The sequence below is a fragment of the Rhodopila sp. genome, assembly GCF_965277165.1.
Classification (GTDB): Bacteria; Pseudomonadota; Alphaproteobacteria; order Acetobacterales; family Acetobacteraceae; genus Rhodopila.
The window spans coordinates 2,135,299-2,161,046 of sequence record NZ_CBDICE010000005.1 but is presented as its reverse complement, the minus strand read 5'-3'; the positions used below and the strand labels follow the sequence as shown (position 1 = coordinate 2,161,046).

The window sequence follows — 25,748 nt, the reverse complement described above, 5'->3', positions numbered from 1 at the left end:
CAGACCAGAATGGAACGCAACTAATGCCCATAATGAAACTGCGGCACGGCGCGTGGCTCGCCGCGGCAACCGCGATGGCCACAAATGTCATACCGGCAGCGGCACAAACGCCGGCGCCACCGGCCGCGACCGAAGCAGCCCCTGCTCCGGCGCCCTCCCCTGCTCCGGCGCCCTCCCCTACTCCGGCGCCCGCCGCTGCTCCGGCGCCGCCGCCCGGCTTCTGGATCGATGGCATCCACCTGTCGGCTCAGATTGAAGGTGGCATCACCGGCAACTTCGCGGGCCCCAAACAAAATTTCGGCCAGCTGTTCACCGATAAGCCGAACACGCTTCTGCTCAACCAAATTCTGCTGACCGCCAATAAACCGCTCGACCCAAAGGCGACCGACTTCGACTGGGGCTTCAAGCTGCAGGGCATGTACGGCTCCGATGCCCGCTACACCCACTTCCTTGGCGAGCTCGACCGGGTCAATCCTTACGACCGCAACCAGTTTGACATCGTCGAAGCCAATGCCCTGTTCCACCTGCCGGTGCTATTCTCCGGTGGTGTCGACCTTAAGGCGGGCCAGTATGTGACACCCCTGGGCTACGAAACGATCGACCCTTCGACCAACCCGTTCTACTCGCATTCCTACATCTTCAACTTCGGCTTGCCGTTCAAGCATACCGGCGTCCTGACTATCAGCCATGTCAACCCGATGCTGGACGTCTACCTCGGAGCAGACACTGGGTCCAACACCACATTCGGGCCGTTGGGCGAGAATAACAGTGCCGTGGCGTTTCTCGGCGGCGTCAACCTGACCTTGCTCGACGGCAATCTGACCGTTCTGGCACTGACCCACCTCGGACCCGAGAATGCTTCGCGCGCGCTATCGCCCGCCGGCTTCAACGCCGATGGTTACTATCGATACTTCAATGACATCGTCATCACCTACAAGGCGACCTCGGCGCTCACCCTGACAACCGAACTGGACTGGATTCGTGACGACTTCGGAGCAACCGGTTTCGCCACCGGCAAACCATCGGCATCCAACGGCCTCGGCATCGCCCAATATGCCAGCTACACGCTAACCGATACGCTCACGCTCAATGGACGTGGCGAACTATTTAGAGATGACAACAACTTTTTCGTCGCTGGCTTCGGCGCCAACAATGGCTTCGATCAGTTTCAGAAAGGCTTCGGGACTCCGCTTAGCACAGCCTTGCATCAGACCACCTACGGCGAAATTACCCTTGGCGTGACTTACAAACCGGCCAATCTGCCGCCCGTGGTCAGCGGCCTGCTGCTCCGTCCGGAAATCCGCTGGGACACCGACCTCGGCGGCGCTCGGGCGTTCAACAGCAACAAAGACAACAGCTCGTTCACCATCGCATCCGACGCTGTGCTGACGTTCTGATCCGGCCTCGACCGCGACGGCGGGCCAGGGAAGCTTCCCAGGCCCGCCGAACCGCCTACAGCGTCAAACCGCCATCCACGGTCACCGTCTGTCCGGTCACCATCGCCGCGCCGAAGCCCAGAAACACGATAACCTCGGCCAGATCCTCCGGCTGACAGCGGCGCTTCAGCAGCGCGTGTTCGATCGATTGCTGGCGTTCCTCGTTGCTCCACTCCACCATCCAGGAACTGTCCACCGCGCCGGGAGCGATGGCGTTTACCCGCACCTCGGGCGCCAGCGCCCGCGCCAGATTCTGCGTCAGGCTGACGACGCCGGCCTTGGTCGCGCCGTAGGCCAGGCTGCTGCCGGCTCGACCCAGACCGGCGATCGAGGCGGTGTTGACGATTGCACCCCCAGCCTTCCTCAAAGCCGGCGCCGCGGCCTTGGCGCAGCGGAACACCCCAAGCAGGTTGGTTTCCAGCAGCAGCGACCAGAGTTCTTCGGTGATCAGATCCAGCGCCGGCGGTGCGATCCGGTGCCGGGTGCCAGGCGTGCCGGCATTGTTGACCAGCAGGTCAAGGCGGCCGAGTTCGGCAACGGCCTGCTCAACCATGCGCACTGCGTCGTTCGCATCGGCGACACTGCCAGGAGCCATCAACGCCTTACCGCCATCCGCGATCAGTCGGTCGACCGCTTCGGGCCCGCGCGGATCATCGCTCAGGAAGTTCACCGCCACCGTCGCGCCGAAGCCCGCTAGCATCCTGGCGGTGGCCAAGCCGATGCCGGAGGCACCTCCAGTGACCAATGCAGTTTTGCCGGAAAGGTCGTAGTGGATCATTTGCCCTCCATCGGGCCGATCGCCCGCAATGCTTGTTTCAGTGCCAGCAGTTTGCGGTCGCGCTCGCGGAACAATTCCTCAGCTGTGCGTCCGCCCCAGTCGAAATAGCCTTTGCCGGCCATGACCCCGGTGCGCCCCTCGGCGATCAGCGCGTCCAGTGTTTCGCTATGGTCGTGCGGTTCGGGCGGCGTGTAGCTGCGGTTGCGCATGCCTTGTTGCATCAGCAACAATCCGGTGAAGTCGGCCTTGGCCATGATGCCGAGGATCGGTATGCGCAGCGCCAGCCCGTGCAGCACCGAGTCGTCGATGTCTTTCGCGGTGACCAGGCCCTCGTCGAGCAATCGATAGACTTCAAGCTGCATCGCCGCCTGCAGGCGGTTGGCGACATAGCCTTGCACCATCTGCTTGAACACCACCGGCGCCTTGCCCATCGCCGCGACGATATCGCGCACCGCGATGACGGCGGCAGGATCGGTCCCGGGGCCCGGGCAGAGGTCAACAAGATCGCACAGGTAGGGCGGCGTGTACCAGTGCGCGATAATGGTCCGGGCCTGCAGACCGGCCGGCACCAGCGGGAAGATATCCAGGTTTGATGTGTTGCTGGCGAGGATCGCCTGGGGTTCCATCAGCCCTTCAAGCTCGACGTAGAGCGAGCGCTTGACGTCGGGGCGCTCGACCACCGCCTCGATCACCAGGGTGGCACCCTTGACGGTCTCGGCGAGTGCCGGGACGCAGCGCACCGCGTTGGCGAGCCGCTGCCGGTTCCAGGTGCCGTCGGCTTCGCCGGCCTCGGCCAGCGTTGTCAGCGCGGTGACCATCAGGCCGGGCGCGCGTGCCAGGGTTGCCGCGTCGTTATCGGTGAGACGAACGCGATGTCCGCCAAGCGCGAACACCAGGGCCAGCGCGTGGCCCATCAGGCCGGCGCCGAGGACCGCGACTTCGGTCATGCTACACCCCCTCCGGCAGCCAAGGCTCAGGCGCTCGGCAATCGATATCGGTGGCGACGTCGACCACGACGGTCTCATCCGATGCCAGGGCTTCGCGCAGCGCCGGGCCGATTTGCGCCGGGTCTTCCACGCGGATGCCGTGCAGTCCAAACACCTGGGCCAGGTCGGCGAAATTGGTCGGCCCAAAGCGCACCAGTTCGGCGACGTCTCCGGGCTTGTTGCCTTGCTGGCGCTGGATTTTCGGCCAGCCCTGGCCGAAGCCCGAATTGTTGTTCACCACCAGCACCACCGCGATGCCGCGACGCCGGGCGGTTTCCAGTTCGCTCAGGTGGTAGTAGAGCGCGCCGTCGCCCGACCAGCAGATGACTTTGCGGTGCGGCGCCGCGCATTTGGCGCCAAGGGCGGCGGGAAACGACCAGCCGAGTGATCCGGCTGCCCGTAGATACGTCTGCCCTTCGCCGTTGAGCTCGATCAGCGAACTGCTCCAGATGCCGGAATAACCGGTATCGGCGACCAGGATGCCGTCGGTTGGCAGGGCACGGGTGATCTCGTCGCACAGGCGATCGGGCCAGATCGGCGCGGCGTGGCTGGCCAGCGCGGCGGCGCGGTCGTGCCGCCAGGCGGAGACGATGGCGGCGGCGCGATCAGCGAACGCAGGGTCTCGCCGCGGCCGGCCGAGCGCGCTGAGCAAGCCCGCCAGGGTAGCCTTCGGGTCGCCCATCACTGCTGTCGTGTTGGGATAGGAACGGCCGATCTCGGCGGGATCGAGGTCGATCTGCAGGCACGGTGTATCGATTGCCGGGATGCGCCAGCCATGAGTGACCTGATCGCCGGTGTCGCAGCCGATGAACACCACCAGGTCCGCCTGATTGACGATCCGGTTGGCCGGCGGGGCGGCGTAGCTCCCGGCGCACCCGATCGACAACCGGTGGCGGGTGGGTATCAGTCCGCGACCGCCCAAGGACGTGGCGATCGGGGCCGCCAGTAATTCGCCGAGCGCGAGAATTTCCTTGCCGGCAGCAGACGCGGTTGCACCTTCGCCCGCCACGATCACGATGTTCGTTGCCTGCAAGATACATTCTGCGGCGTGCTGGATGTCCGCCGCCGAGGCGAGCGGACCATGCGGCGGCATTGTCAGTTGCAGTGCGCGATCGGCGACCGGGGGCTCATGCACCGCGCCGGCCTCGATCACCTCGGCCTGCAGGCCGTTGAGGTCGAGATGGGCGGGGCGGGGCGTGCCGGTCATTGCCTCGCGCCAGGCCTGGCGCATCAGCCGGGGCAAGTCGGCGGCCTGGTCGACCCGGGCGGAGAATTTTGTCACAGGCGCAAACAGCGGGGTGTGCGGAATCTCCTGGTAGGCGTTGCGATACTGCATCGAAATCTGCTTGTGACCGGTCATCGCGATCACCGGGCTGCGGCCGAGATAGGCATCCTGCAGCCCGGAGGCCAGGTTTGCCGCGCCCACCGACTGGGCGAAGCAGACGCCCGGCCGGCCGGCGATCCGGGCATAGCCATCGGCCATGTAGGCGACCGCTTTCTCGCTGTGACCGAGCACGCGCTGGATACCCAGCGTGCCCAGTTCGATCAGGGTCCGGCGCAGCACGGCGTCGATGAAGAAAACATGGCTGGTGCCGTTGGCCGCCAGGCTCCGCGCCAGGTACTCGGCCCCGGTGACCGGTTCGCTTTGTGGCATGGCTGATCCCCCTGGTGCGCGCCGGAGCTTAGAGCGAGTTGGGGCGGCCTGGAAACTCCGGCGGCGGGAGCGGTGATTGACCCGGTGGGGACTTTGCGTGGCGCGATAGTGGCTAGGCGTTTCGCCGGTCGCAGGGGTCAGCCGTGTGCCGATGCGGCGTGGTGCTTGCCTGGCAGGCAGCCCGGCAGCAGTGGCAGAGCCTGCGCCAGCGCCTCAGGCATCGGCACGTTTGGCCGAGTGCCGTTGGCCGATCGTTGCAGCCAAGAGATGATGCTGATATCAGGCAACCCCTCGCTGTAGATGTAGAGCCGCCCGGTGTCGTCATACTGTTTGCAGGACCGGCCACGCAGACCGAACGGCGGACCCATGCCGATCGTCGGATCAACCGCCTGGTCGGGCTGCGCCCGGGTGCCGGACTGCAACATCGCAGCGAAGAGAATCCCGAGCACCAACCGCTTGATCGGTCGGGCGCCCAAAGCCGGTGACCCGAAGCCGGCAATGCCGCGCACCGGCCGACAATGTTCCGCGGGCACAACTCTCCTGACCGGCGTGACGAGCATGACGCTTTCGATTGTCTTCAACTGTGTGTTCCTTCGGACGCGCCGGAGACGGCAGGCGGGGCGGCGAAGGACGTTTCCACCACAGTTCAAGATAGCGGATCGTAGCCCTGCGATGTCAAGCAAATCATTACGACAATAGTAGGCTTGCTATAACCGCTCGAGCAAGCACGCGTCGCCATAGGAATGGAATCGGTAGCCAGTCGCCACCGCGTGGGCGTAGGCGGCCAGTATCCGTTGCCGTCCGGCGAAGGCCGCGACCAGCATCAGCAGCGTCGAGCGTGGCAGGTGAAAATTGGTCAGCAGCCGATCCACGGTCTTGAACCGGTAGCCCGGCAGAATGAACAGTTCGGTGTCGCCGCGGAACGGCGTGACCGACCCGTCCGCCGCCGCCGCGCTTTCCAGCAGCCGCAGACTTGTGGTGCCGACGGCGACAACGCGGCCCCCGGCCGCCCGCGCCTGGTTGATCGCCGCTGCGGTGGCGGCGCTGATCTCACCACACTCGGCATGCATGCGATGATCGGCGACCCGCTCCGCGCGCACCGGCAGGAAGCTGCCGATGCCGACATGCAGCGTCAGCGTGGCCCGGCGCACCCCGGCGGCGTCGAGCGCCGCCAGCAGGCCTGGGGTGAAATGCAGCCCGGCGGTCGGCGCCGCCACCGCGCCCGGATGGCGGGCGAACACCGTCTGGTAGTCGCCCTCGTCGGCCGCGGTGGGACCGTGCGGGCGATGGATATAGGGCGGCAGGGCGAGCGCGCCGGCCTGCGCGAACGCAGCCATCAGCGCCTCGCCGTCGCGGCCGAACGCCAGCACCAGGCTGCCGTCGGCCGCCTTGTCGATGACCTGGGCGGTCAGCCCGTCGGCGGCCTCGATCGCCAGTGTGTCGCCAAGACGCAGCCGACGGGCGTTGCGGGCGAGCGCGTGCCAGGCCCCGTCCGGGCGCGGCCGGTCCAGCGTGAGGCCGATCCGCGCCGCGCCGCGGCTGGCCTGCAACCGCGCCGGAAACACCCTGGTGTCGTTGGCCACCAGGATGTCGCCACGGCGCAGCAGGCCAGGCAGGTCGCGGATCGCGCGGTCGGTCAGGCCGTCGCGGCCGACCCGCAGCAGCCGGGCGGCATCGCGCGGGCGCGCGGGTTGCTGGGCGATCAACCCGGCCGGCAGCGGGTAGTCGAAGTCGGCCAAGCCGAGCTCGCCCACGCTCGGTTCGCCGACCTGGTCGGTCGCCGCCTGAGCGGTCGCCGCCGGCTCAGGCGCGGCCTGATGGGTCGCTGCCGCGCCGCTGTCGGCCCGATCGCTGTCCGGCGCCGTGGTCATCGAGGCGAATCGCTATCCGGTCGGTCGATACCAGGCGCAATGCCGCCGACCGATCCGACCAGAAGCCAGGCTGTCGGCATCATCGACGTAGATCGGTCGGTCGCATCACTCAACCCGGCTGGTAGGAGGCGATCTCGACCAGGTTGCCGTCGGGATCGCGGCAGTACACCGACTGGATCGGGCCCAGAGCGCCGGCTTTCTCCACCGGGCCCTGCAATACCTGCACGCCGTTGTCGTGCAGGTGGCCGATCACCTCGTCCGGCGGTATGGCGGTGATGAAGCACAGGTCGCCGGCGCCGGGGTCGGCGTTCACTCCGGTTGGCCAGGATCCGACATCGGCATCGACCGGGCGCAGGTTGATCTTCTGACCGCCGAATTTCAGCGCGGTCCGGTGCTGGGCGCCGAAATCCTCGCGCTCCATGCCCAGCACGCGCTGATACCAGGCGGCGCTGATCTCAACGCTGGCGACGTTCAGCACCAGATGATCGATGCGGTCGATGGTGAAGCGCATCAGCCGAGCCCGTCGTAGAAGTCGTTGCCCTTGTCGTCGATGACGATGAAGGCGGGAAAGTCCTCGACCTCGATCCGCCAGACCGCTTCCATGCCGAGTTCGGGGAACTCCAGCACCTCGACGCGACGAATGCAGTCCTGCGCCAGCCGCGCCGCGGCACCGCCGACGCTGCCCAGGTAGAAGCCGCCGTGAGTGCGACAGGCTTGCCTGACGGCGTTCGATCGATTGCCCTTGGCCAGCATCACCAGCGAGCCGCCGGCGGCCTGGAACGCGGCGACGTAGCTGTCCATCCGCCCAGCCGTGGTGGGGCCGAAACTGCCGGTGGCCATGCCGTCGGGGGTCTTCGCCGGGCCGGCGTAGTATACCGGGTGCTGCTTCAGGTAGTCGGGCAATGGCTGGCCATTGTCGAGCCGTTGGGAAAGCCGAGCATGGGCGATGTCGCGCGCCACCACCAGGGTGCCGGTCAATGACAGCCGGGTCTTCACCGGATGGCGGCTCAGCTCGGCGCGGATCTCATCCATGGGCCGGTCGAGGTCGATCGCCACCGCGGCGTCAGCGGGATCGCCGCGGTGACCGGGCGCGGCCTCGTCGCCTTGGGTTGTGCCCATGGCGGCGGTGGGGAGATCCGGCAGGAAGCGTGCCGGATCGGTTTCGAGCTGTTCCAGGAACACCCCCTCAGCGGTGATCTTCGCCTTGATCTGGCGATCGGCGCTGCATGAGACGCCGATGCCAACCGGCAGCGACGCGCCGTGCCGCGGCAGCCGCACCACGCGCACGTCGTGACAAAAATATTTGCCGCCGAACTGGGCGCCGATCCCCAGATCGCGTGAGATCCGCAGCACCAGCTGTTCGAGCTCGAGATCGCGGAATGCATGGCCGCTGGCGTCGCCGGCGGTCGGCAGCGCATCCAGCCACTTGGTCGAGGCCAGCTTGACGGTCTTCAGCGTCAGCTCGGCCGAGGTACCGCCGATGACGATGGCGAGGTGGTACGGCGGGCAGGCCGAGGTGCCGAGCGTCTTCAGCTTGGTCTCGAGGAATTTGGCCAGGCCGGCCGGGTTCAGGATGGCGCGGGTCTCCTGGAACAGAAACGTCTTGTTGGCGGACCCGCCACCTTTGGCGACGAACATCAGATGGAACTCGTCGGCATGGTCCTCCCCGGGGGCGGCCATGATGTCGAACTGCACCGGCAGGTTGTTGCCGGTGTTGACCTCCTCGAACATCGACAACGGCGCCATCTGCGAATAGCGCAGATTGGTCTCGGTGTAGGTGCGATGCACGCCCCACGACAGCGCCTCCTCCTCGTCGCCGTCGACCCAGACGCGCTGACCCTTTTTGCCGAACACGATGGCGGTGCCGGTGTCCTGGCACATCGGCAGCACACCCCCGGCGGCGATGTTAGCGTTCTTCAACAGGTCGAGGGCGACAAAGCGGTCGTTGGCGGAGGCCTCGGGATCGTCGAGGATGGCGCGCAGCGACGCCAGGTGCGCCGGACGCAGCAGGTGGGACACGTCACGGAACGCGGCCAGGGCCAGTTCGCTGAGCGCGTCCGGCGCGATCCGCAGCACGCGCTTGCCCTCGATGCTGACGCTGCGCACGCCCTCGATCGGCAGCCGGCGCCAGGACGTGGCGTCGGCGGCCAGCGGGAACATCGGCCTGTAACGAAATCCGGCCGGGCGAGGGGCTGCCCCGGAGCGAGCGTCTTGGCCAGCGTCTTGGGTGGAACGAGCGGCCGGACTGGCCAAGTCAGCGGCGGGGGCGGCGGGCCGCTGGGTGGGGGAAGCCACGTCACGATCCTTTCAGCCGCCGGGCTCGGCGGTGCTCAATCCTGCGGTGAGCGGCGGCGGAAGGCGTCCAGGCTGACCACCTGAGCCGGTTCGCTGGCCCTGGCCGCGGCGTCGGAGTCAGCGCCCTGGCCTTCACCAGCCGCGTCTTCCCCAGCTGCGTCCTCCCCCGCCGCCGAGCCGCGACCCTCGGGCTTGCCGGCCGGGGACGGCGGTCGTGAGGCCGCGACCGCCGGGTCCGCGACCTGGAAGCGCAGGCCGTAGCGGATATGCGGGTCGGCGAATTCGACTACCGCGTCGAGCGGGATGACCAGTCGGGACGGCACGCCGCCGAATGACAGGCCGACCCCGATCGCCTGGGTGGCGCGATTGAACGTCAGGTCCCAGAACTGATGCTGCAGCACGATGGTCATTTCATTGGGATATTGCGCGGCCACTCGCGGGGGGATCTGCACGCCGGGGTGATCGGTGCGGAAGGTGAGGTAGAAATGATGCCCGCCGGGCAGGCCGGCGGTGGCCACGTGCTCGACCGCCTGCGCCACGACGTGGCGCAGCGCCTGGGCGATCCATGTCTCATAGGGCAGCAGACTCTCCGGCCGCTGCTGCTGATCGTCTTCCATCAGTGCCCTCGCGCCTGTGGCGCCCCACCCATAGCGCGTCCGGGCAGGGCGGCAAAGAGGGTTCCGATAGGGCCGCTGGCAGGCCACCGGTTCCACGGCTGCCGGCAGGGGGCGCCTTGGAGGACCGCCCTGTGGGATGCAGGGTGGAATGCAGGGTGGGATGCAGGGTGGAATGCAGGCTGGCGATGCCACCGGGCGTTGCCGTGGCAAGGCTGTGATCTTGCGCCCGGTGGACAGCACCCTCGCGCGACGCCAAGTAAATATGCGCTTCGCAGTCGCTGCTGCGTGGCGTTTTGCGACGGGTCCGGCTGGACGGCTGGCGTTGGGCCGGCTGGCGTTGGGCCGGCTGGCGTTGGGCCGGCTGGCGTTGGGCCGGCTGGCGTTGGGACGGTCGCGGTTGAGACGGCTGCGGTTTAAGACGGCTGCGGGGACTGGTGAAAGCAGCGCGTTCGGCGCTTGCGGGGGGACGCCTTGAGCATGCCGCTGTCGCGGATCCGGCTATTGCCCGAGACCACGGTCAATCGCATCGCCGCCGGCGAGGTGATCGAGCGGCCGGCCGCCGCCCTCAAGGAACTGGTCGAGAATGCGCTGGATGCCGGCGCGACACGAATCACCGTGTGCCTCGACGGCGGCGGCATCGACCGGCTGGAGGTCACCGACGACGGCATCGGCATGTCGGCGACCGAACTCGGCCTCTGCGTGCGCCGCCATGCCACCTCGAAGCTGGCCGACGAGACGTTGCTGCGGATCACCACGTTGGGCTTTCGCGGCGAGGCGCTGCCGGCGATCGGCGCGGCTGCGCGGCTGCGGATCACCTCACGGTCACGCTTGCCGCCGAACCAACGCGACCCCGGTGCGGCCGCAACCGGCTCGCCCGAGCCCGATCAAGCGGACCCCGCTCAGATGGGTCCGGGTCAGGTGGGTGCGGGCCAGGTAGGTGCGGGTCAGGTGGGCGCAGGCCGGGTGGGCGCAGGCCGGGTGGGCGCGGATCAGGCGGGAGGGGTCGCGGGCGCGGCGGCAGATCATGCCAGCACGATCTCGGTCGAGGGCGGCCGGGTCTCGGCGGTGACGCCGGCCGCCGGCGCGGCGGGGACCCGGGTCGTGGTGCGCGACTTGTTCTTCGCCACCCCGGCGCGGCGTAAGTTCCTCAAATCGGCACGGGTCGAGGCCGAGCACGCCGAGGCGGCGGTGCGCCGGCTGGCCCTGGCGGCGCCGGCGGTGGCGTTCCGGCTGGAGCTCGACGGGCGCGTGGCGTTCGAGGCGCCGGCGCAGTCGCGCCTGCAACGGGTGGCGGCGCTGCTGGGGGCGGAGGCGGCGGCGGCGATGCTGGCGCTGGACGAGACCCGCGGTGACCTGCGGCTCAGCGGCTATGCCTGCTCGCCGGCGCTGACCCGGGCGACACCGGCGGCACAGGCGCTGATCGTCAATCACCGCCCGGTCGCCGATCCGGTGCTGCGCACCGCGGTCAAGCTGGCGTATCGCGACGTGGTGGCGCCCGGACGGCATGCCGTGGTGGCGCTCTACCTGGACCTGCCGGCGGAGCAACTGGACGTCAACGTTCATCCGGCAAAGACCGAGTTGCGGTTCCGCGACGCCGGCGCGGTGCGCGCGCTGGTGATCGGCTCGGTGCGGCGAGCGCTGGGGATGGCGGCCGGATCGGCCATCGGGATGGCGGCGTCGGCGTGGTCTGGAGCCAGCGGGTGGTCGGGCGGCGGGCGGCCAGCGCGGCCGATCTATCCGGCGCCGGCGGTGCCCGCCGATAACGGCGGCGACGGCCTTCCCGCCATGATCGACCGGGCCATGATCGACCGAGCCATGATCGACCGGGCGGCTCCCGGCGGCGGTCACGCCGGGCTGGCCGAGGCGCAACTGGGGTTGCTCGCCGCGCCGGCGGCGCGTCAGATCGCCGCCGCCGCGCCGTTGCCCGAGCACCCGCTGGGCGCGCCGGTGGCCCAGGTGCTGGATACCTACGTCATCGCGGTGGCATCCGACGGCGCGCTGGTATTGGTCGATCAGCACGCCGCGCATGAACGCCTGACGCATGAGGCGATCCGCGCCCAGCTGTTGGCCGGGACGGTGCGCAGCCAGCCGCTGCTGCTGCCGGCGGTGGTGGACCTGGCCGCCGCCGACGTGGCACGGCTGGCGGGGCGGGCCGCGGAGCTTGGGCGGCTGGGACTGGACCTGGAGGCGTTCGGCGTCGGGGCGATCCTGGTGCGGGCGCTGCCGGCGGTGCTGGGGCCGGCCGAACCGGGCCCGCTGCTGCGTGATCTGGCGGACGAATTCGCCGCGTTCGACGAACAGACGGTGCTATCGGCGCGGCTCGACGCGGTGATCGCGCGGATGGCCTGCCACGGCAGCATTCGCGCCGGACGCAAGTTGGCGCCGGCGGAAATGAACGCGCTGCTGCGGGCGATGGAGGCGACGCCGCGGGCCTCGACCTGCAGTCATGGCCGGCCGACGGTGCTGAAATTGTCGCGGCTGGATCTGGAGAAGCTGTTCGGGCGCCGCTGAGCGGGTGCCTCGGGCGCGGCCACGATGGCGAGGGGCCGATCGGCGATGGGTATCCGGACTTATTACGCTTTGTAATCACATCTCCGTGCTGTCGACGGCTTCGGGGGCGGCGGTGGTGGCGCCGACGCCAGCGTCATCGCCGGATCAGAGGGTCGCGGACGACCTCTGAGGGTGATCGGCGCGACGTCGCCGCGGCCGCGCCGGCATCAGCGCCGCTCCGCCGGCGGATTTGCGCCGAACCGGCACGACACCGGTCTGAAATCGAACAAAATCGCGGATTATCAATTCGGTTGCCAGGACACTTCGCACTCGGTAAGGGCTGCCGGCCCGCGGGCACCGAAGCCTTACCCACCGAGTTCAGGAACTGACGAATGAAATTGAAAACCATGCTGCTCGCTACGACGCTGATCGCGGCGCCCCTGATCGCGGCGCCGCTGAGTTCCCAGGCGCAGACCTTCAACCCACCGCCGGTGACCGGGCCCTATGTCAGCTTCGGCGGCGGCGGCAATTTTCTGCAGAACGAGCACATCGTCGGAGCCAACGGCAACACCTCGGATGCCAGCCTGGCCTCGCATTTCGGCGGGGTCGCGGTCGGCGCCCTCGGCTACGGTCTTGGCAACGGGCTACGGCTCGAATTCGAGGGCGACTATCGGCACAACGGGTTTTCCAGCGGCAAGAATTTCGGCTACCCGGCAGGCGCCGGCGGCGGTGAGACCAAGTTCGGGCCGATGTTCAACGTGGTCTACGACCTGACCGGCTTGATCCCGAGTTTTCCCTATGTGGCACCCTACGCCGGTGTCGGCGTCGGCTATCAGTGGACGCGGCTGAACTCATTCCATACCTATAATGATGCCACCGGCTTCCCGCGCCAGTTCTCCGATGACAGCCGCGGCGCGCTGGCCTATCAGGCGATCATCGGGGCGGTGATTCCATTCCGGTTTCTGCCGCAGTTGGCGACCACTATCGAGTATCGGTTTCTCGGCACGGCGGACCGCAGCTATGACGCCACGGTGGAAACTGCGCCCGGCGTTGCCGACACCAACGGCCGGGTGAAGCTTGGCAACGACTTCAACCATGCCCTGCTGATCGGTATCCGCTACGATTTCGGAGCGCCGACCCCGCCGCCGCCGGCGGCACCGTCGCCGGTGGCGGTGCCAGCGCCCGCCGCCGCCCGGTCCTACCTGGTGTTCTTCGACTGGGACAAGGCGACTTTGACCGATCGCGCCCGGGCGATCGTCAAGGAAGCCGCGGATAATTCGACTCGGGTGCAGTACACCCGGATCGAAGTGAACGGCTATACCGATACGTCCGGCACGCCCCGCTACAACGTTGGTCTTTCAGAACGAAGGGCGCGTGCCGTGGCCGGCGAGTTGATCCGCGACGGCGTGCCGCAGAACGCCATCGATATCCACGGATTGGGCGAAACCCACCTGCTGGTGTCGACCGGACCCGGGGTTCGCGAGCCGCAAAACCGGCGTGTCGAAATCATCGTCCGCTGATCGCCGCGCGGTTGGCCTGGCGGTCGGTCATCCGATCGCCGGGCCTTTGGCCTCGATGACAGCCTGAACGCCGGCTCTGTGGCATGCCCGGCTCTGTGGCATGCCCGGCTCCGTGCCATGACCGGCGGTGTAGCATGATCGCGCGGGTGAACGGTCCGCATCCGCGCGATCATCGCCCAATCTTCAGCCGGGATGCGCCGGCTGAAGATTGCCGGCTGGCAGGCATGCCAGCGGCTTGCGCGAAACCGGCGCGGGCGGAGCGGTCGGCTGAGACCGATCGCGCGCGACCGCGAGCAGGATGGCGCGCGTAATCTGCAAGGCAGTGGGAATCACCGCGTCGGCACCGACCGACAGGCAATCCGCTTTTTGTTCGGCGAATAGCCGCCCACTGACCAGGACAGCGAGGTCCGGGTTGCGAGACGCCGCGCGCGCCCCGGCAATGGTGCTGGAAACCCGCCCTAGCCAGTGTCCGCGGCACAACGCGGGACTCAGCGAAATGTTCAGCGCATCGAACCAGGTATTCGCCAGCAGCGCCTGCAACGCGGCGTCGTCGGCGGGATAATCGCAGCGCGGCACCCACCCGGCGTGCCATAGCACGTCCGCACCCAGAGCCGCGCCCAACCCGTGCGGCTCGCCCGGCTGAGGCACCAGCAGCACAGCGGGGGCGGACAGCATCGGTCGCGATCGGGGAGGTTTGCCGGCACCCAGTACCCGGATCGCGGTCTGCAATCGACAGAGGCCGAATGTAACGTCCGCGTCGCTACAACGATCCTGGCTGAACAAGTCGCCCAACCGGCGCGCCGCCGGCTCGAACAAGCTTGAATAAAGCCGCAAATCCGATCCATCGCCGCCCTGGATCTGGCTGATCAGTTCAGCCGCTGCTGCTGGGTCGGATCCGGTCAGCAGACCCGCGAGTTGCTCGACCGGACCGTCGAGCGGACCCGGTGGCGGCATATGGGTGCCCCCTGCCAATGCTCGCCTGGCCGCAACCCGCGGCATCACCGTTTGCAGAATCAGGTTCTGCAAGATCGTCGCGGTCGGTGCGTGGGACGCAAGGGGCGCCAAGTCAGGTGCGGCAAAGCCGCTTGACGGCAACGCCAGTTTGCGCGGTACCAGCTTGGCAAGCAAAGCCGGCGCGGCATCCGGATCTCGGCGTAGGTCGAGAATAAGCTGCCTGGACGGTTGAACGACGTCGCGTTTCCATGCACCGTTGCGACCGCCCAGCGTCGCCAACTGCATGTTCCAGTCACCGAAACAGCGATCGGCGATCGGCTGGTCGTACAGGATCTCGATGTCGGTATGGCGAACATCGTTCAGGATCGACCGCATGACCCTGGCCAGACTGTCACGCGGTCCTTCCAACCATTGAAAGAAGCGCGAATCGTCGTACAGCACCAGCCCGGTGATGGATTCGGCACGGTTGCGCGTCTGTGCCGCCTGGGTCAATCGATACAAATCCAATCCAGACAGCGGACGCACCGCCCGGCTGCGGTAGACCATCGTCGATAACGATGGCGTTGCCGTTGAACCAGCACTGACGGACGCTGTGCTGGCGGTGGGTGTCGAGGCGTGGGTATCCAGCATGGCCGCTCCCCATCGTTTCTTGCCGATCAGGGACACCCGAATGCAGATCTCCGGCCCGCGGCATACGCCACGCCTGCATCTTAACGGTGCACCCCGTCCGTGTATTGTTGCTGCGGCAGATCTCCTGTCTCGCGGGTCAGCGCAACCGTCCGGCCTTCCCGAGGCGCGCACCCCAGTGACGTTATTGGAAAGCCGCTCGCCGCTTACAGTTGCGGTGCAGCCCCGGTAGTGTACCGCTTCCCTCTTGGCTGCGTGCCGTTCCAAACACGCAGCATCAAACCGGTGAAAACTTTTTCGATCTTCGCGCCCGTCGTCAAGGGGCATTGACATCGAGTGCGTCAACACCTGGGGACAGGGCGGCAAAATCCGATGACGTGTGACAATCATGTCGGTTCGCCAGACGACGACGGTCGGCTTTATCTTCGCACCCAGAAGACCTATTCAGCCCATGCCGCCACCGTCAGGCCCGCGCCGCCAAGAGGCTCAGGCATTCGTCCCATCGGGATGCGAACCGACAGACCCCGGCGATCAACCCAGACGCGAGGAAATGAAATGATCCGCCCGGTCCGTCTCAGCCTTATCGCCTTGCTTGGCGCGCTTGGATCAGCCCGGGCACAAGCCCCGCTGCATCCGCAACCCCCGAGCGCGCCGGCGGCGACCGCGCCGGCGAACCTGCCGGGTGCGCCGAAAAGCACCGATCTGGTGGTCGCGACGGTGAAACAGCAGGGCGGCTTTCGGGCCAGCAGGCTGATTGGTTCGGCGGTCTATAACGATCAGAACGAGAAGGTTGGCAGCGTCGACGACCTGATCATCAAGCAGGGTGACCAGATCGTCACGGCGGTGATCTCGGTCGGTGGCTTTCTGGGAATCGGCAACAAGTTGGTCGCGGTACCGTACCACCAGTTGCACATCGAGAGCGGCCAGGACGGTACCAAGGTGACCCTGCCGGGCGCCAGCAAGGCCGCCCTGAATGCCATGCCGACCTTCACCTACAGCGGGTAAATTACCGCCGGCGGCGGTAGCCGGCCGCCGGCATCAGATTGTGATACGCACCCCCAGTTCCACCACGCGATCGCTCGGGATGCGGAAGAACTCGGTCGCCGGCACCGCGTTGCGCGCCATCACCAGGAACAGCGCGCGGCGCCACCATGACAGTTTCGGGGCCATACCCGGCACCAGCACTTCGCGGCCGAGGAAATAGCTCGCCTGGGTGACCCGGACGTTGAGCTGATCGGTGAGTTCCTCAAGCGCGCGTGGGATGTTCGGACTTTCCATGAAACCGTAGCGCAGGATCACCCGGTGGATGCCGGGCGCCAGTTGCGCGACCTCGGCGCGGCGGCGCGGCGATACCTCCGGCACGTCCTCGTTCTGCACGGTCACGAACAGTACGTTCTCGTGCAGCACCTTGTTATGCTTGAGATTGTGCAGCAACGAGGTCGGCACGTAGTCGGGATTGCTGGTCATGAACACCGCCAGCCCGGGCACCCGGATGATCCTCGACTGCGGCAACCGGGCAAGGAACGGGGCCAGCGGCATGCTGGACTGCTTCCAGCGCGACAACAGCAGGTCGCGCCCCTGCTTCCACGACGTCATCATCACGGTCAAGCCGAGGCCGAGCACCAACGGCACCCAGCCGCCCTCGACGATTTTGACCGTGTTGGCGCTGAAGAATACGATATCGACCAGGAACAGGGTGCCGAACACCGAGATCGAGGCGGCGCGCGACCAGTGGAACTGGCGGCGAAACACCACCATAGCCAGCACCGCGGTACAGAGGAACGTTCCGGTGACCGCGATGCCGTAGGCGGAGGCGAGGTGGTCCGAGGTCTTGAACGCCAGCACCAGCAGCACGACACCAATCGCCAGCGCGATGTTGACCTGCGGGACGTAGATCTGGCCTTCCTCCATATTCGAGGTGTGCCGCACCATCATCCGCGGCAGGAAGCCAAGCTGCATGCATTGGCGGGCCACGGAGAACGCGCCGGAGATCACCGCCTGGCTGGCGATCACCGTCGCCACGGTCGCCAGCAGCACCATCGGCAACCGCACCCAGACCGGGTCGAGCAGAAAGAACGGGTTTTCAATCGCCGACGGGTCGCGCAGGATCAGCGCACCCTGGCCGAAATAGTTCAGGATCAGGCAGGGCAGCACGAAACCTAGCCAACTGAGCCGGATCGGTCGGGCGCCGAAATGCCCCATATCGGCATACAGCGCCTCGGCCCCGGTCACGCACAGCACCACAGCGCCCAGCACGAAGAACGCCATGCCCTTGTACTGGATGCACAGCGCCACCGCGTAGCTGGGTGAGATCGCAAGCAGAATGAACGGATGGGGAATGATCTCGCCCAGCCCGCTTAGCCCGATGATGAAGAACCACGCGACCATCACCGGGCCGAAGATCCGGCCGACGCGGCCGGTGCCGGTGTACTGTACCGCGAACAGCGCTACGATCACCGCGATGCTGATCGGCAGCACGTAGAATTTCAGCTGCGGGGCAGAGACTTCCAGACCCTCGACCGCCGACAGCACCGAAATCGCCGGGGTGATCACGCCGTCGCCGAAGAACAGGCAGGCGCCGGCAATGCCGATCAGCGCGATCGCGCTCTTGACGCTGCTGCCAACCGAAACCCGCTGCGCCAGCGCCATCAGCGCCAGGATGCCGCCCTCGCCGCGATTATCGGCGCGCATCACCAGGAAGACATATTTGACCGTGACGATGACGATCAGCGACCAGAAGATCAGCGACAGCACGCCCATGACCTCGACGGCGGTGGTCCGGGTCGGCTCGAACAACTGCAGGCTGGCCTTGAAGGCGTAGAGCGGGCTGGTGCCGATATCGCCGTAGACGACGCCCAACACCGCCATCAGCACGCCGAAGCTTGGCTTGGTCGAGCCGCGTGCGTCGGGCTCATGATCGTGGCTCAAACGGTTGACCTCATGATGGGCGGCGAATGCTTGGGTACAGCATGATCGCGCCGGGCGGAACGTTCAAGGCGCGTGAATCATGCGACAAAACAAAGAGCTACACCATTTTCGGCAGGTACAGTCATGCGGAAAATGGTGTAGGGCAACGGCTGGCAGCGCCCCGCTATGAGCCGATTGGTCGCGGGGCGCGGCTGGTCTTACTCTGGCGCTTTGTTTGCAGCACGCAAGCGGGCGGTGCGCCGCAAGGGTGGCGCCTGGAATATCAGTGTCAGGGCAGCATCTGCCGGCTGAACTCGGTCCACTCGCGACGGTTGAGCCCGCTGGTCTCCTGGGTGACCGCCTCACCGGCCAACATCCGTTTCAGCACGGCGACCATCTGCGCCGAAAGGGTGACCGCGTCCAGGCGGTAGTCGCGAAACGCGGCGGCGGCGATCGGCACCCAGGCCTCGGTCATCCGCTGCATGGCGTCGGCGTAGACGCGAATTTCGTACTGGGCGTGGGCGTCACCGCGCAGCGACAGGAAGTGGAACAGGTTGTGCAGGTTGGTTTTCCAATACCACTGGGTATAGGTGTTCAGCGTCAGGTTCATCCGGGCAAGCTCGCGCGCCAGTCCGCGGCGCGCGGGATCAGTGGTCGCGCCCTCGTTCAGCATCACGGCATAGTTGGCATAGGTGCGTTCGGCGTCGTCGCGCAGCAGGCCAAGCACTTCGGCGGCTTCGTCGCCTGCCAACACCTCGCCGCGGCCCTGACGGTTGGCGGTAGATTGGGCAGCGAGTTGTTCGGGGGCGGGAATGTAGAACTCCTTGTCCAGGATCGAATAGCGGGCGGAATATTCGTTGACGCTTGCAGTGCGGTGGCGGATCCATTGCCGGGCGACGAAGATCGGCAGTTTGACGTGGAACTTGATCTCACACATCTCGAACGGCGTCGTGTGTCGGTGGCGCATCAGATAGCGGATCAGGCCGGCATCCTCTTGCACTCGCTTGGTGCCGCGGCCGTAGGAGACACGGGCCGCCTGCACGATGGCGGTGTCGTCACCCATGTAGTCGATGACCCGAACGAGACCATGGTCGAGCACTGGGACGGCATGGAACAGCATGGCCTCCAACGCCGGGACGGTGGGGCGCAGGGTGGTCGCGGTTCGGCTTCTGGCATCGGCGATTTCCGCCACCTGCTGTTGGGTGTGAGACTCGTCAGCCAAGGCGACCTCCCGCGATCGGTGCCGGGTCCATACAGGGGCGGGCGTGGCGGATAAAGCATTTCCGTGACCTGGGCGCCGGGCGCGGCCCGGCGGGTCTCGGGGGTCTGCGGGTCGGTGGCAGGTTAAGCTGCGCGGCATCGCTGAAAGCAGGGACCGCCGGCGGTGGGAAAAACCCTTTCACCCGAACCGGTTTGCTCTATCATCCCGCATTGCAAAACGGAGACGCGGATGCAGCCGGGCGGTGACAGCCAGACTCAAGTCCAAAGTCAGTTGCAAGCCCAATTGCAGCCGCATGGCACGATGCAGGGCTACGACCCGGCGGCGTTCTTCTGTGAAATGATGCGCCCCGGCCAGCCGCAGCACCCGACGCTGACGCTGTTGCTGTCGCGGCTGTCGGCGCTGCCGATCGACAGCCTGCGCCGACGTTCGGCCGCGGCGGAGCGGGATCTGCTGGAACGCGGCATCACCTTCACGGTGTATTCCGACGCCACCGCGATCGACCGCATCCTGCCGTTCGACCTGATTCCCCGCGTTATCACGCCGGCCGAGTGGAATCAGATCGAGACCGGCGTGGTGCAGCGGGTACGGGCGCTGAACATGTTCCTGCATGACGTCTACCACGATCGAAAAATCCTCGCCGACAAGATTATCCCGGCGGAGCTGGTGCTGAAAAACGCCGGTTATTGCCAGGCAATGGTCGGCTTCGACGTGCCGTTCAACACCTATGTCCATGTCTGCGGCATCGATATCGTGCGCGACGAGACCGGCACGTTTCGGGTGCTGGAGGATAACGCCCGGACACCGTCAGGCGTCGCCTACGTTGTCGAGAACCGTCACATGAGCCTGCGGGTGATGTCGGACCTGATGACCAGCTTGCGGGTGCGCGGGGTCGACGAATACGGCCTGCGTCTGCACAACGCGATGGCGGAGATCGCGCCGCCGGGGGTCGATGACCCACAGGTCGTGGTGCTGTCGCCCGGCATCTTCAACTCGGCGTATTTCGAGCATGTTTTCCTGGCGCGCGAGATGGGCGTGCCGTTGGTGGAAGGCCGCGACCTGTGCGTCGACGGCGGCAAGGTGTGGATGCGCACGACCTGCGGGTTGGCGCAGGTGCACACGATCTACCGGCGAATCAGCGATGATTTCCTCGATCCCGAAGCGTTCGATCCCGGCAGCACGCTGGGGGTAAGGGGGTTGATCGAGGCGTGGCGGCGAGGCGCGGTGGCGATCGCCAACGCGGTGGGTACCGGGGTGGCGGACGACAAGGCGATCTATGCCTACATGCCGCGGATCATCCGGTATTACCTCTCGGAGGACGCGATCCTGCCAAATGTCGAGACAAGGATTTGTTGCGAACCGGACGCGCTGGCCTACACGCTGGAGCATCTGCATGAGCTGGTGGTCAAGCCGGTGGCGGAATCAGGCGGCTATGGCCTGCTGGTCGGGCCGCACGCCTCGCGGCAGGAGCTTGAGACGTTTCGCTCGCTGCTGAAGGCGGAGCCGTCGAACTACATCAGCCAGCCGACGTTGAAACTTTCGGTTTCGCCGACATTGTGCGACGACGGCGTGCGACCGCGCCATATCGATCTGCGGCCGTTCGCGGTCACCGGAAAGGACACCTGGGTGCTGCCTGGAGGACTGACGCGGGTTGCGCTGCGCGCCGGAACCCTGGTGGTGAACTCCTCGCAAGGCGGAGGTTCAAAAGACACCTGGGTCCTGGCTTGAGTACGGAACCGGTGTAATGGCCTTCATTGCGCAGCCGCACAAGGTTCATCTGATCGCCCGGCACGCCGAAAGCACTTTGTGGCTTGCCCGCTATATGGAGCGGATCGAGAACATGGCGCGGATACTCGATGTCGCGAATACCTTCGCGCGCGATGCCGACGATACCCGCAACTGGTTATCGATCCCGCGGATCAACGGCGACCTGACCGAATTCTACAAGAAGCACACCGAGGCGACGCAGCGTAGCGTCGGCGAGTTCTATCTGCTGGATGACGACAATCCGACCTCGGTGCAGTGGTTCGTCGCCGCGGCGCGAGAGAACGCGCGCACCTTGCGGGCACTGATCTCAACCGAGATGTGGTTGCAGATCAATGTTTTCCACGAGCGGATTCGGCAGTTGAGCGCCGCCACCATCTCGCCCGACCATTTCACCGCCGCTTGCAACATGCTCAAGGACGGCGCCCAGTCTCATACCGGGATCACCGAGGGCACGCTCTACCGCGACCAGGCCTGGCACTTCTACATGGTGGGCCGCTATCTGGAGCGGGCGGACCAGACGACCCGCCTCCTGGATACGCGGTTCAACGCTGGCGCGCCCCGGTCGGATGCGCTGGATGCCGATGTCGAGGCCGGACAATGGAATGCACTGCTGCGGGGGGCGGCGGGATATCATGCCTATCGGCGGGAACATCCCGCCGGCTACGACGCTCGCCAGGTAGCCTGCTTCCTGCTGGCCAATACCGCGTTTCCACGCTCGGTGGGATTAAACCTGGCGCAAGCCGAATGGCACCTGACGCAGTTGCGGGCGCGCTATCTGCTGCGCATGCCGGCGGCACTGGAGCGACTGGATCACCTGAACGGTATGATGACATATCAGAACGTCGCCGAGTTGGCCTCGCGCAAACTATCGCCGTTCCTGGATTACGTGCAGCACGAAATTGGCGGGCTGCACCACGACATCGTGCAGTCGTTCAGCTGATGACGGCGGAATAGCTCGTCGGGCAAGGGCCGCGATGGTGCCTCACCCCTTGGCGTTTCCCCCCGCCGCAGTACATGCTGCGCCGGGACAGCAGCCTATGAAAGGAGCCTCGATCATGGCCACCACCAAGTTCGGACTTGCGCAGCCCGTCCGCCGCGTGGAGGACCCCAGGCTGCTGAAAGGTTCTGGGCGCTATACCGACGATATCGTGCTGCCGGGCATGTTGTTCGGCATCGTCTTGCGCAGCCCCCATGCGGCGGCGAGAATCAGCCGAATTGACACTGCGGCGGCGGCCAGCCTTCCTGGCATCGCCGGTGTCTTTACCGCCGCCGACCTCGCCGCCGAGGGCGTGGGACCGCTGCCTTGCGCGGCGCCGGTGAACAACCGCGATGGTTCGCCGCAGGCCACTCCGCCGCACCCGGTGCTGGCCGATGGCGCTGTCCGCCATGTCGGCGACCCGGTTGCCTTCGTCGTCGCCGCGACCGCGAAACAGGCGCGCGACGCGGCCGAGGCGATCGAGGTCGATTACGATACGCTGCCGGCGCACACCGATCCGGCGACCGCGATGGACAAAGGCGCGACTAGGGTCTGGCCCGACGTCGAGCACAACCTGGCGTTCGACTGGGAGATCGGTGACAAGCAGGCGACCGAAGCCGAGTTCGCCAAGGCGGCGCACGTCACCAAAATCGAAATCATCAACAACCGGATCGTCGTCAACTCGATCGAGGCGCGGGCGGCGGTGGCGGAGTTCGATGCCACGTCCGGTCGCTGGACCTTGCATGCGAATACCCAGGGCGGCTGGATGGTGAAGAACTTGATCGGTCCGCTGTTCGGCGTCGAGCCCGAGAAGTTTCGTGTCATTACTCCTGATGTCGGCGGCGGCTTCGGCATGAAGTTGTTTCTGTACGCCGAGCATGTGCTGACCTGCTTCGCCGCCCGCAAGCTGGGCCGTCCGGTGAAGTGGGCGGCGGAACGTGGGGAGGCTTTCCTGTGCGATACGCAAGGCCGCGACAACGTTACTCGGGGCGAATTGGCGGTTGATGCGGACGGCAAGTTTCTCGCCTTGCGGACGCGCAACATCTCCAACATGGGCGCCTACCTATCGACGTTCGCACCGTTCATCCCGACCTTCGCCGGCACCGGCGTCTTGGCCAGTGTTTACGGCTTCAAGGCGATCTATGCCAACGTGCTGGGTGTGTTCACCAACACCGTGCCGGTCGACGCTTATCGCGGCGCGGGTCGTCCCGAAAGCAACTATCTTGTCGAACGGCTGGTCGATGCCGCGGCCAGGGAGCTCGGCATCGACCGGGTGGAATTGCGGCGGCGAAACATGGTGCTGCCGAGCGCGATGCCGCACTCGACGCCGGTGGGCAAGAGTTATGACAGCGGCGACTTCCGCAGCGTTCTCGATGCCGCCACGAAACGGATGGACTATGCAGGTTTTGCGGCCAGGCAAACGGCGGCGGTGGCGCGTGGCAAGCGGCGCGGGCTGGGACTGGCCTATTACCTGGAGGCGACTGGCGGCGATCCGACCGAGCGGGCGGAGATCCGGTTCGCCGAGGATGGGTTCGTGGACGTCTATGTCGGCACCCAGTCCACTGGGCAGGGGCACGAGACGGCTTACGTGCAGCTGACCGCCCACAACCTGGGCATCGATGGCGACAAGATTCGCATCCGCCAGGGCGACACCGACACCATCCCGGTCGGCGGCGGCACCGGCGGGGCTCGCAGCCTGTATTCCGAAGGACAGGCGATTCTGCTGACGTCGGAGTCGGTGATCAACAAGGGCAAGCAGGCGGCAGCCGAGGAATTGGAAGCGGCGGTGGCCGATATCGGCTTCGCGGATGGTCGGTTCTCGATCGTCGGGACCGACCGCGGCGTGGATATCGTGGCCTTGGCGGCGACCCAGCGGAAGAAGGCTTCGGCGGGACAGCCGGCAACCTTGCTGGATGCGGCCGAGGTCGCGCCGATCGACGCGCATACCTTCCCGAACGGCTGCCACATGGCGGAGGTGGAGATCGACCCGGAGACCGGAATGGTTGAACTGGTTCGCTACAGTGTCTGCGACGATTTCGGCAAGACCGTCAATCCGCTGATCGTGCGCGGCCAGGTGGCGGGCGGTGTGGCCCAGGGATTCGGCCAGGCGGTGCTGGAGCACACTGTGTATGATCCGTCGTCGGGCCAGTTGCTGTCGGGCAGTTTCATGGACTACGCGATGCCGCGGGCCAACGAGTTCCCCGATATCGAGGTGGAGTTGCTGGAGATCCCTTGCGCGTCCAATCCGCTGGGCGTGAAAGGCGCGGGCGAGGCTGGAGCCGTCGGCAGTCCGCCGGCGGTGATCAACGCGATTATTGATGCGTTGAGCGGCGATGGGGTGACGCACATCGACATGCCGGCGACGCCGGAGCGGGTATGGCGGGCGATGACGCTCGCCAAGGCGGCCTAGCTAGTCCAGCTTTTCGGTCGGCGGCGCGGGTGGACCGTGCCGCCAGGGACAGCAATCGGCAGAAAAAAACCCCGTCAATATGGCGGGGCTGTGATCGATCCGATAACGCTGAAGCGTAAATCCGCGTAGAACCTTAGTCCCCTTGGAGAGGGACTTTTCCGCCATCCGCTTGCTTGCCGCGGTCGGTGATCATAGGCTGACCGCTACCGAACCGAGCCGAGGCTGTCAAGCGGGTGCTGAACACTTCATCGCCGATCGCGGTCACACTGCCGAAATTCTGGCCTGGTACACCGATAGATGAACAAAGGCCGCGACCAACAGTGGGGTGGAGATACCGGCGTCGCGGCCCCTTGTCAGAAGATCGCCGATGATCTGTTCCGCTTCGACCGAGCTACCCTGCTGCAGGTCTCGATACATCGAGGACGTCAGCGGGGAGCCTTGCTGTGTAACCGCCGCTTCGGTGGCGGTCACGAATGCAGGGCTCGGCGCAACCCCGGCCGCGGTGACCACAGAGCAAACCTCGGCCAGCAACCCGAGGGCGAATTCGCGGCCGCCTGGGGCTGCCTCCACCTCGCCGATCGTGCCGCGCATCAGGCAGGTAATGCCGCCGAGCGTGGCGAGCAGGGTCCATTTTTCCCACATTTGGCGCAGGATGGTCGGTGACAGGCTGGCATCGAAGCCTGCGCCTTTCATCACCTCGTCGAGAGCGCGGGTGCGCGGCGACGGTGATCCACTCATTTCTCCGTATGCAAGGTCCTGCAATTTATTGAGCTGCACGATGCGTCCCTGGTCGTCCATCATGGTGGCGACCTTGCAGACACATCCGACGACCGCCTGCCGGCCGAAGCGGGCGATCAGGGCGTCGACATGCTTCATGCCATTCAGCACCGGCAGGATCATCGTTTCGGGTCCGACAGAAGGTGCCAGATCGTCGAGCGCGGCGTCGAGGGAGAACGCTTTCACCGTTAGCAGCACGGCGTCATAGGGTGCGTCGATGTTACCCGCAGTGATCAGCCTTGGCGCTAGGGTGACATCGCCATGCGGGCTGACGATCCGCAGGCCGTCGGCGCGAAGTCGTTCCGCGCGTGCCGGGCGCACCAGGAACGTCACATCGCGGCCGGCCTGTGCCAGCCGACCACCGAAATAGCCACCGGTGGATCCGGCGCCCACAACGAGAATACGCATGGTTGTCTTCCCTTGATTCGCCGTCGCAGACATCGCCAGGTTATCGATCCTCGGCC

General features: G+C 66.3%; 19 protein-coding genes and 1 riboswitch. Of the genes, 7 read left to right on the top strand and 12 right to left on the bottom strand.

Translation table 11 applies throughout. From position 1 onward, the window contains the following. Positions 1 to 23: 23 nt before the first annotated feature. A complete protein-coding gene (locus ACQY4Y_RS10655; protein ID WP_428490523.1) occupies positions 24 to 1,397 on the top strand; it encodes an outer membrane beta-barrel protein in 1,374 nt (457 codons plus the stop codon). Between the two features lie 55 nt (positions 1,398 to 1,452). Here the strand turns inward: ACQY4Y_RS10655 and ACQY4Y_RS10650 are convergent, their stop codons facing one another. The 8 genes from ACQY4Y_RS10650 to ACQY4Y_RS10615 form a co-directional block, all read right to left on the bottom strand. Further along, complete coding sequence (locus ACQY4Y_RS10650; protein WP_428490522.1) at positions 1,453 to 2,214, bottom strand: SDR family NAD(P)-dependent oxidoreductase; 762 nt, start codon at positions 2,212 to 2,214, stop codon at positions 1,453 to 1,455. Then, entirely contained in the window at positions 2,211 to 3,161 is a 951-nt protein-coding gene (locus ACQY4Y_RS10645; protein WP_428490521.1) for a 3-hydroxyacyl-CoA dehydrogenase family protein, read from the bottom strand. The genes ACQY4Y_RS10650 and ACQY4Y_RS10645 overlap by 4 nt, the downstream gene beginning before the upstream one ends. A 1-nt stretch (position 3,162) precedes the next feature. Next, complete coding sequence (locus tag ACQY4Y_RS10640; RefSeq protein ID WP_428490520.1) at positions 3,163 to 4,854, bottom strand: thiamine pyrophosphate-binding protein; 1,692 nt, start codon at positions 4,852 to 4,854, stop codon at positions 3,163 to 3,165. Positions 4,855 to 4,991: 137 nt separating this feature from the next. Further along, positions 4,992 to 5,435, bottom strand: a complete 444-nt coding sequence (locus ACQY4Y_RS10635; RefSeq protein ID WP_428490519.1) for a hypothetical protein — start codon at positions 5,433 to 5,435, stop codon at positions 4,992 to 4,994. A gap of 126 nt (positions 5,436 to 5,561) precedes the next feature. Further along, positions 5,562 to 6,725 (bottom strand): tRNA preQ1(34) S-adenosylmethionine ribosyltransferase-isomerase QueA, encoded by a 1,164-nt coding sequence (gene queA / locus ACQY4Y_RS10630; protein WP_428490518.1) that lies wholly within the window; start codon positions 6,723 to 6,725, stop codon positions 5,562 to 5,564. A 109-nt stretch (positions 6,726 to 6,834) separates the two neighbouring features. After that, complete coding sequence (locus ACQY4Y_RS10625; RefSeq protein ID WP_428490517.1) at positions 6,835 to 7,236, bottom strand: VOC family protein; 402 nt, start codon at positions 7,234 to 7,236, stop codon at positions 6,835 to 6,837. Further along, entirely contained in the window at positions 7,236 to 8,885 is a 1,650-nt protein-coding gene (locus ACQY4Y_RS10620; protein ID WP_428490516.1) for a fumarate hydratase, read from the bottom strand. Before ACQY4Y_RS10620 ends, ACQY4Y_RS10625 begins: the two co-directional genes overlap by 1 nt. Before the next feature lie 170 nt (positions 8,886 to 9,055). After that, entirely contained in the window at positions 9,056 to 9,637 is a 582-nt protein-coding gene (locus ACQY4Y_RS10615; RefSeq protein ID WP_428490515.1) for an SspB family protein, read from the bottom strand. Between the two features lie 477 nt (positions 9,638 to 10,114). Between ACQY4Y_RS10615 and mutL the strand changes: the two genes are divergently transcribed. Both mutL and ACQY4Y_RS10605 read left to right on the top strand, forming a co-directional pair. Then, complete coding sequence (mutL, locus tag ACQY4Y_RS10610) at positions 10,115 to 12,148, top strand: DNA mismatch repair endonuclease MutL (RefSeq protein ID WP_428490514.1); 2,034 nt, start codon at positions 10,115 to 10,117, stop codon at positions 12,146 to 12,148. A gap of 371 nt (positions 12,149 to 12,519) precedes the next feature. After that, positions 12,520 to 13,647: an OmpA family protein gene (locus ACQY4Y_RS10605; RefSeq protein WP_428490513.1), complete on the top strand. Its 1,128-nt coding sequence runs from the start codon at positions 12,520 to 12,522 to the stop codon at positions 13,645 to 13,647. 183 nt (positions 13,648 to 13,830) lie between these two features. On the opposite strand, the gene ACQY4Y_RS10600 is transcribed toward ACQY4Y_RS10605, so the two are convergent. Further along, a complete protein-coding gene (locus ACQY4Y_RS10600) occupies positions 13,831 to 15,231 on the bottom strand; it encodes a BLUF domain-containing protein (protein ID WP_428490512.1) in 1,401 nt (466 codons plus the stop codon). Positions 15,232 to 15,328: 97 nt separating this feature from the next. Beyond that, positions 15,329 to 15,517, bottom strand: a riboswitch (cobalamin riboswitch). 266 nt (positions 15,518 to 15,783) lie between these two features. Between ACQY4Y_RS10600 and ACQY4Y_RS10595 the strand changes: the two genes are divergently transcribed. Further along, on the top strand, positions 15,784 to 16,233 hold the full coding sequence (locus tag ACQY4Y_RS10595; protein ID WP_428490511.1) for a PRC-barrel domain-containing protein: 450 nt from the start codon (positions 15,784 to 15,786) through the stop codon (positions 16,231 to 16,233). A gap of 33 nt (positions 16,234 to 16,266) precedes the next feature. On the opposite strand, the gene ACQY4Y_RS10590 is transcribed toward ACQY4Y_RS10595, so the two are convergent. Together ACQY4Y_RS10590 and thyX are read right to left on the bottom strand one after the other, a co-directional pair. Then, positions 16,267 to 18,096, bottom strand: coding sequence for a potassium transporter Kup (locus ACQY4Y_RS10590; RefSeq protein ID WP_428490773.1), 1,830 nt, complete (start codon positions 18,094 to 18,096; stop codon positions 16,267 to 16,269). A gap of 328 nt (positions 18,097 to 18,424) precedes the next feature. After that, positions 18,425 to 19,357, bottom strand: coding sequence for an FAD-dependent thymidylate synthase (thyX, locus tag ACQY4Y_RS10585; RefSeq protein ID WP_428490510.1), 933 nt, complete (start codon positions 19,355 to 19,357; stop codon positions 18,425 to 18,427). A gap of 228 nt (positions 19,358 to 19,585) precedes the next feature. Between thyX and ACQY4Y_RS10580 the strand changes: the two genes are divergently transcribed. The 3 genes from ACQY4Y_RS10580 (at position 19,586) to ACQY4Y_RS10570 (ending at position 24,507) form a co-directional block, all read left to right on the top strand. After that, entirely contained in the window at positions 19,586 to 21,082 is a 1,497-nt protein-coding gene (locus ACQY4Y_RS10580; protein WP_428490509.1) for a circularly permuted type 2 ATP-grasp protein, read from the top strand. Positions 21,083 to 21,098: 16 nt separating this feature from the next. After that, complete coding sequence (locus tag ACQY4Y_RS10575) at positions 21,099 to 22,061, top strand: alpha-E domain-containing protein (protein WP_428490508.1); 963 nt, start codon at positions 21,099 to 21,101, stop codon at positions 22,059 to 22,061. Positions 22,062 to 22,176: 115 nt separating this feature from the next. Continuing rightward, positions 22,177 to 24,507, top strand: a complete 2,331-nt coding sequence (locus tag ACQY4Y_RS10570) for a xanthine dehydrogenase family protein molybdopterin-binding subunit (RefSeq protein WP_428490507.1) — start codon at positions 22,177 to 22,179, stop codon at positions 24,505 to 24,507. Between the two features lie 261 nt (positions 24,508 to 24,768). Here ACQY4Y_RS10570 and panE read toward each other — a convergent pair whose 3' ends face one another. Continuing rightward, on the bottom strand, positions 24,769 to 25,692 hold the full coding sequence (panE, locus tag ACQY4Y_RS10565) for a 2-dehydropantoate 2-reductase (protein ID WP_428490506.1): 924 nt from the start codon (positions 25,690 to 25,692) through the stop codon (positions 24,769 to 24,771). Positions 25,693 to 25,748 lie beyond the last annotated feature (56 nt).

Coding starts and splice junctions, on each gene's coding strand:
- ACQY4Y_RS10655 (WP_428490523.1), top strand. CDS start 24: ATGCCCATAATGAAACTGCGGCACGGCGCGTGGCTCGCCGCGGCAACC.
- ACQY4Y_RS10650 (WP_428490522.1), bottom strand. CDS start 2,214: ATGATCCACTACGACCTTTCCGGCAAAACTGCATTGGTCACTGGAGGT.
- ACQY4Y_RS10645 (WP_428490521.1), bottom strand. CDS start 3,161: ATGACCGAAGTCGCGGTCCTCGGCGCCGGCCTGATGGGCCACGCGCTG.
- ACQY4Y_RS10640 (WP_428490520.1), bottom strand. CDS start 4,854: ATGCCACAAAGCGAACCGGTCACCGGGGCCGAGTACCTGGCGCGGAGC.
- queA (WP_428490518.1), bottom strand. CDS start 6,725: ATGACCACGGCGCCGGACAGCGATCGGGCCGACAGCGGCGCGGCAGCG.
- ACQY4Y_RS10625 (WP_428490517.1), bottom strand. CDS start 7,236: ATGCGCTTCACCATCGACCGCATCGATCATCTGGTGCTGAACGTCGCC.
- ACQY4Y_RS10620 (WP_428490516.1), bottom strand. CDS start 8,885: ATGTTCCCGCTGGCCGCCGACGCCACGTCCTGGCGCCGGCTGCCGATC.
- ACQY4Y_RS10615 (WP_428490515.1), bottom strand. CDS start 9,637: ATGGAAGACGATCAGCAGCAGCGGCCGGAGAGTCTGCTGCCCTATGAG.
- mutL (WP_428490514.1), top strand. CDS start 10,115: ATGCCGCTGTCGCGGATCCGGCTATTGCCCGAGACCACGGTCAATCGC.
- ACQY4Y_RS10605 (WP_428490513.1), top strand. CDS start 12,520: ATGAAATTGAAAACCATGCTGCTCGCTACGACGCTGATCGCGGCGCCC.
- ACQY4Y_RS10600 (WP_428490512.1), bottom strand. CDS start 15,231: ATGCTGGATACCCACGCCTCGACACCCACCGCCAGCACAGCGTCCGTC.
- ACQY4Y_RS10595 (WP_428490511.1), top strand. CDS start 15,784: ATGATCCGCCCGGTCCGTCTCAGCCTTATCGCCTTGCTTGGCGCGCTT.
- ACQY4Y_RS10590 (WP_428490773.1), bottom strand. CDS start 18,096: ATGGCGGTGTTGGGCGTCGTCTACGGCGATATCGGCACCAGCCCGCTC.
- ACQY4Y_RS10580 (WP_428490509.1), top strand. CDS start 19,586: ATGCAGCCGGGCGGTGACAGCCAGACTCAAGTCCAAAGTCAGTTGCAA.
- ACQY4Y_RS10575 (WP_428490508.1), top strand. CDS start 21,099: ATGGCCTTCATTGCGCAGCCGCACAAGGTTCATCTGATCGCCCGGCAC.
- ACQY4Y_RS10570 (WP_428490507.1), top strand. CDS start 22,177: ATGGCCACCACCAAGTTCGGACTTGCGCAGCCCGTCCGCCGCGTGGAG.
- panE (WP_428490506.1), bottom strand. CDS start 25,692: ATGCGTATTCTCGTTGTGGGCGCCGGATCCACCGGTGGCTATTTCGGT.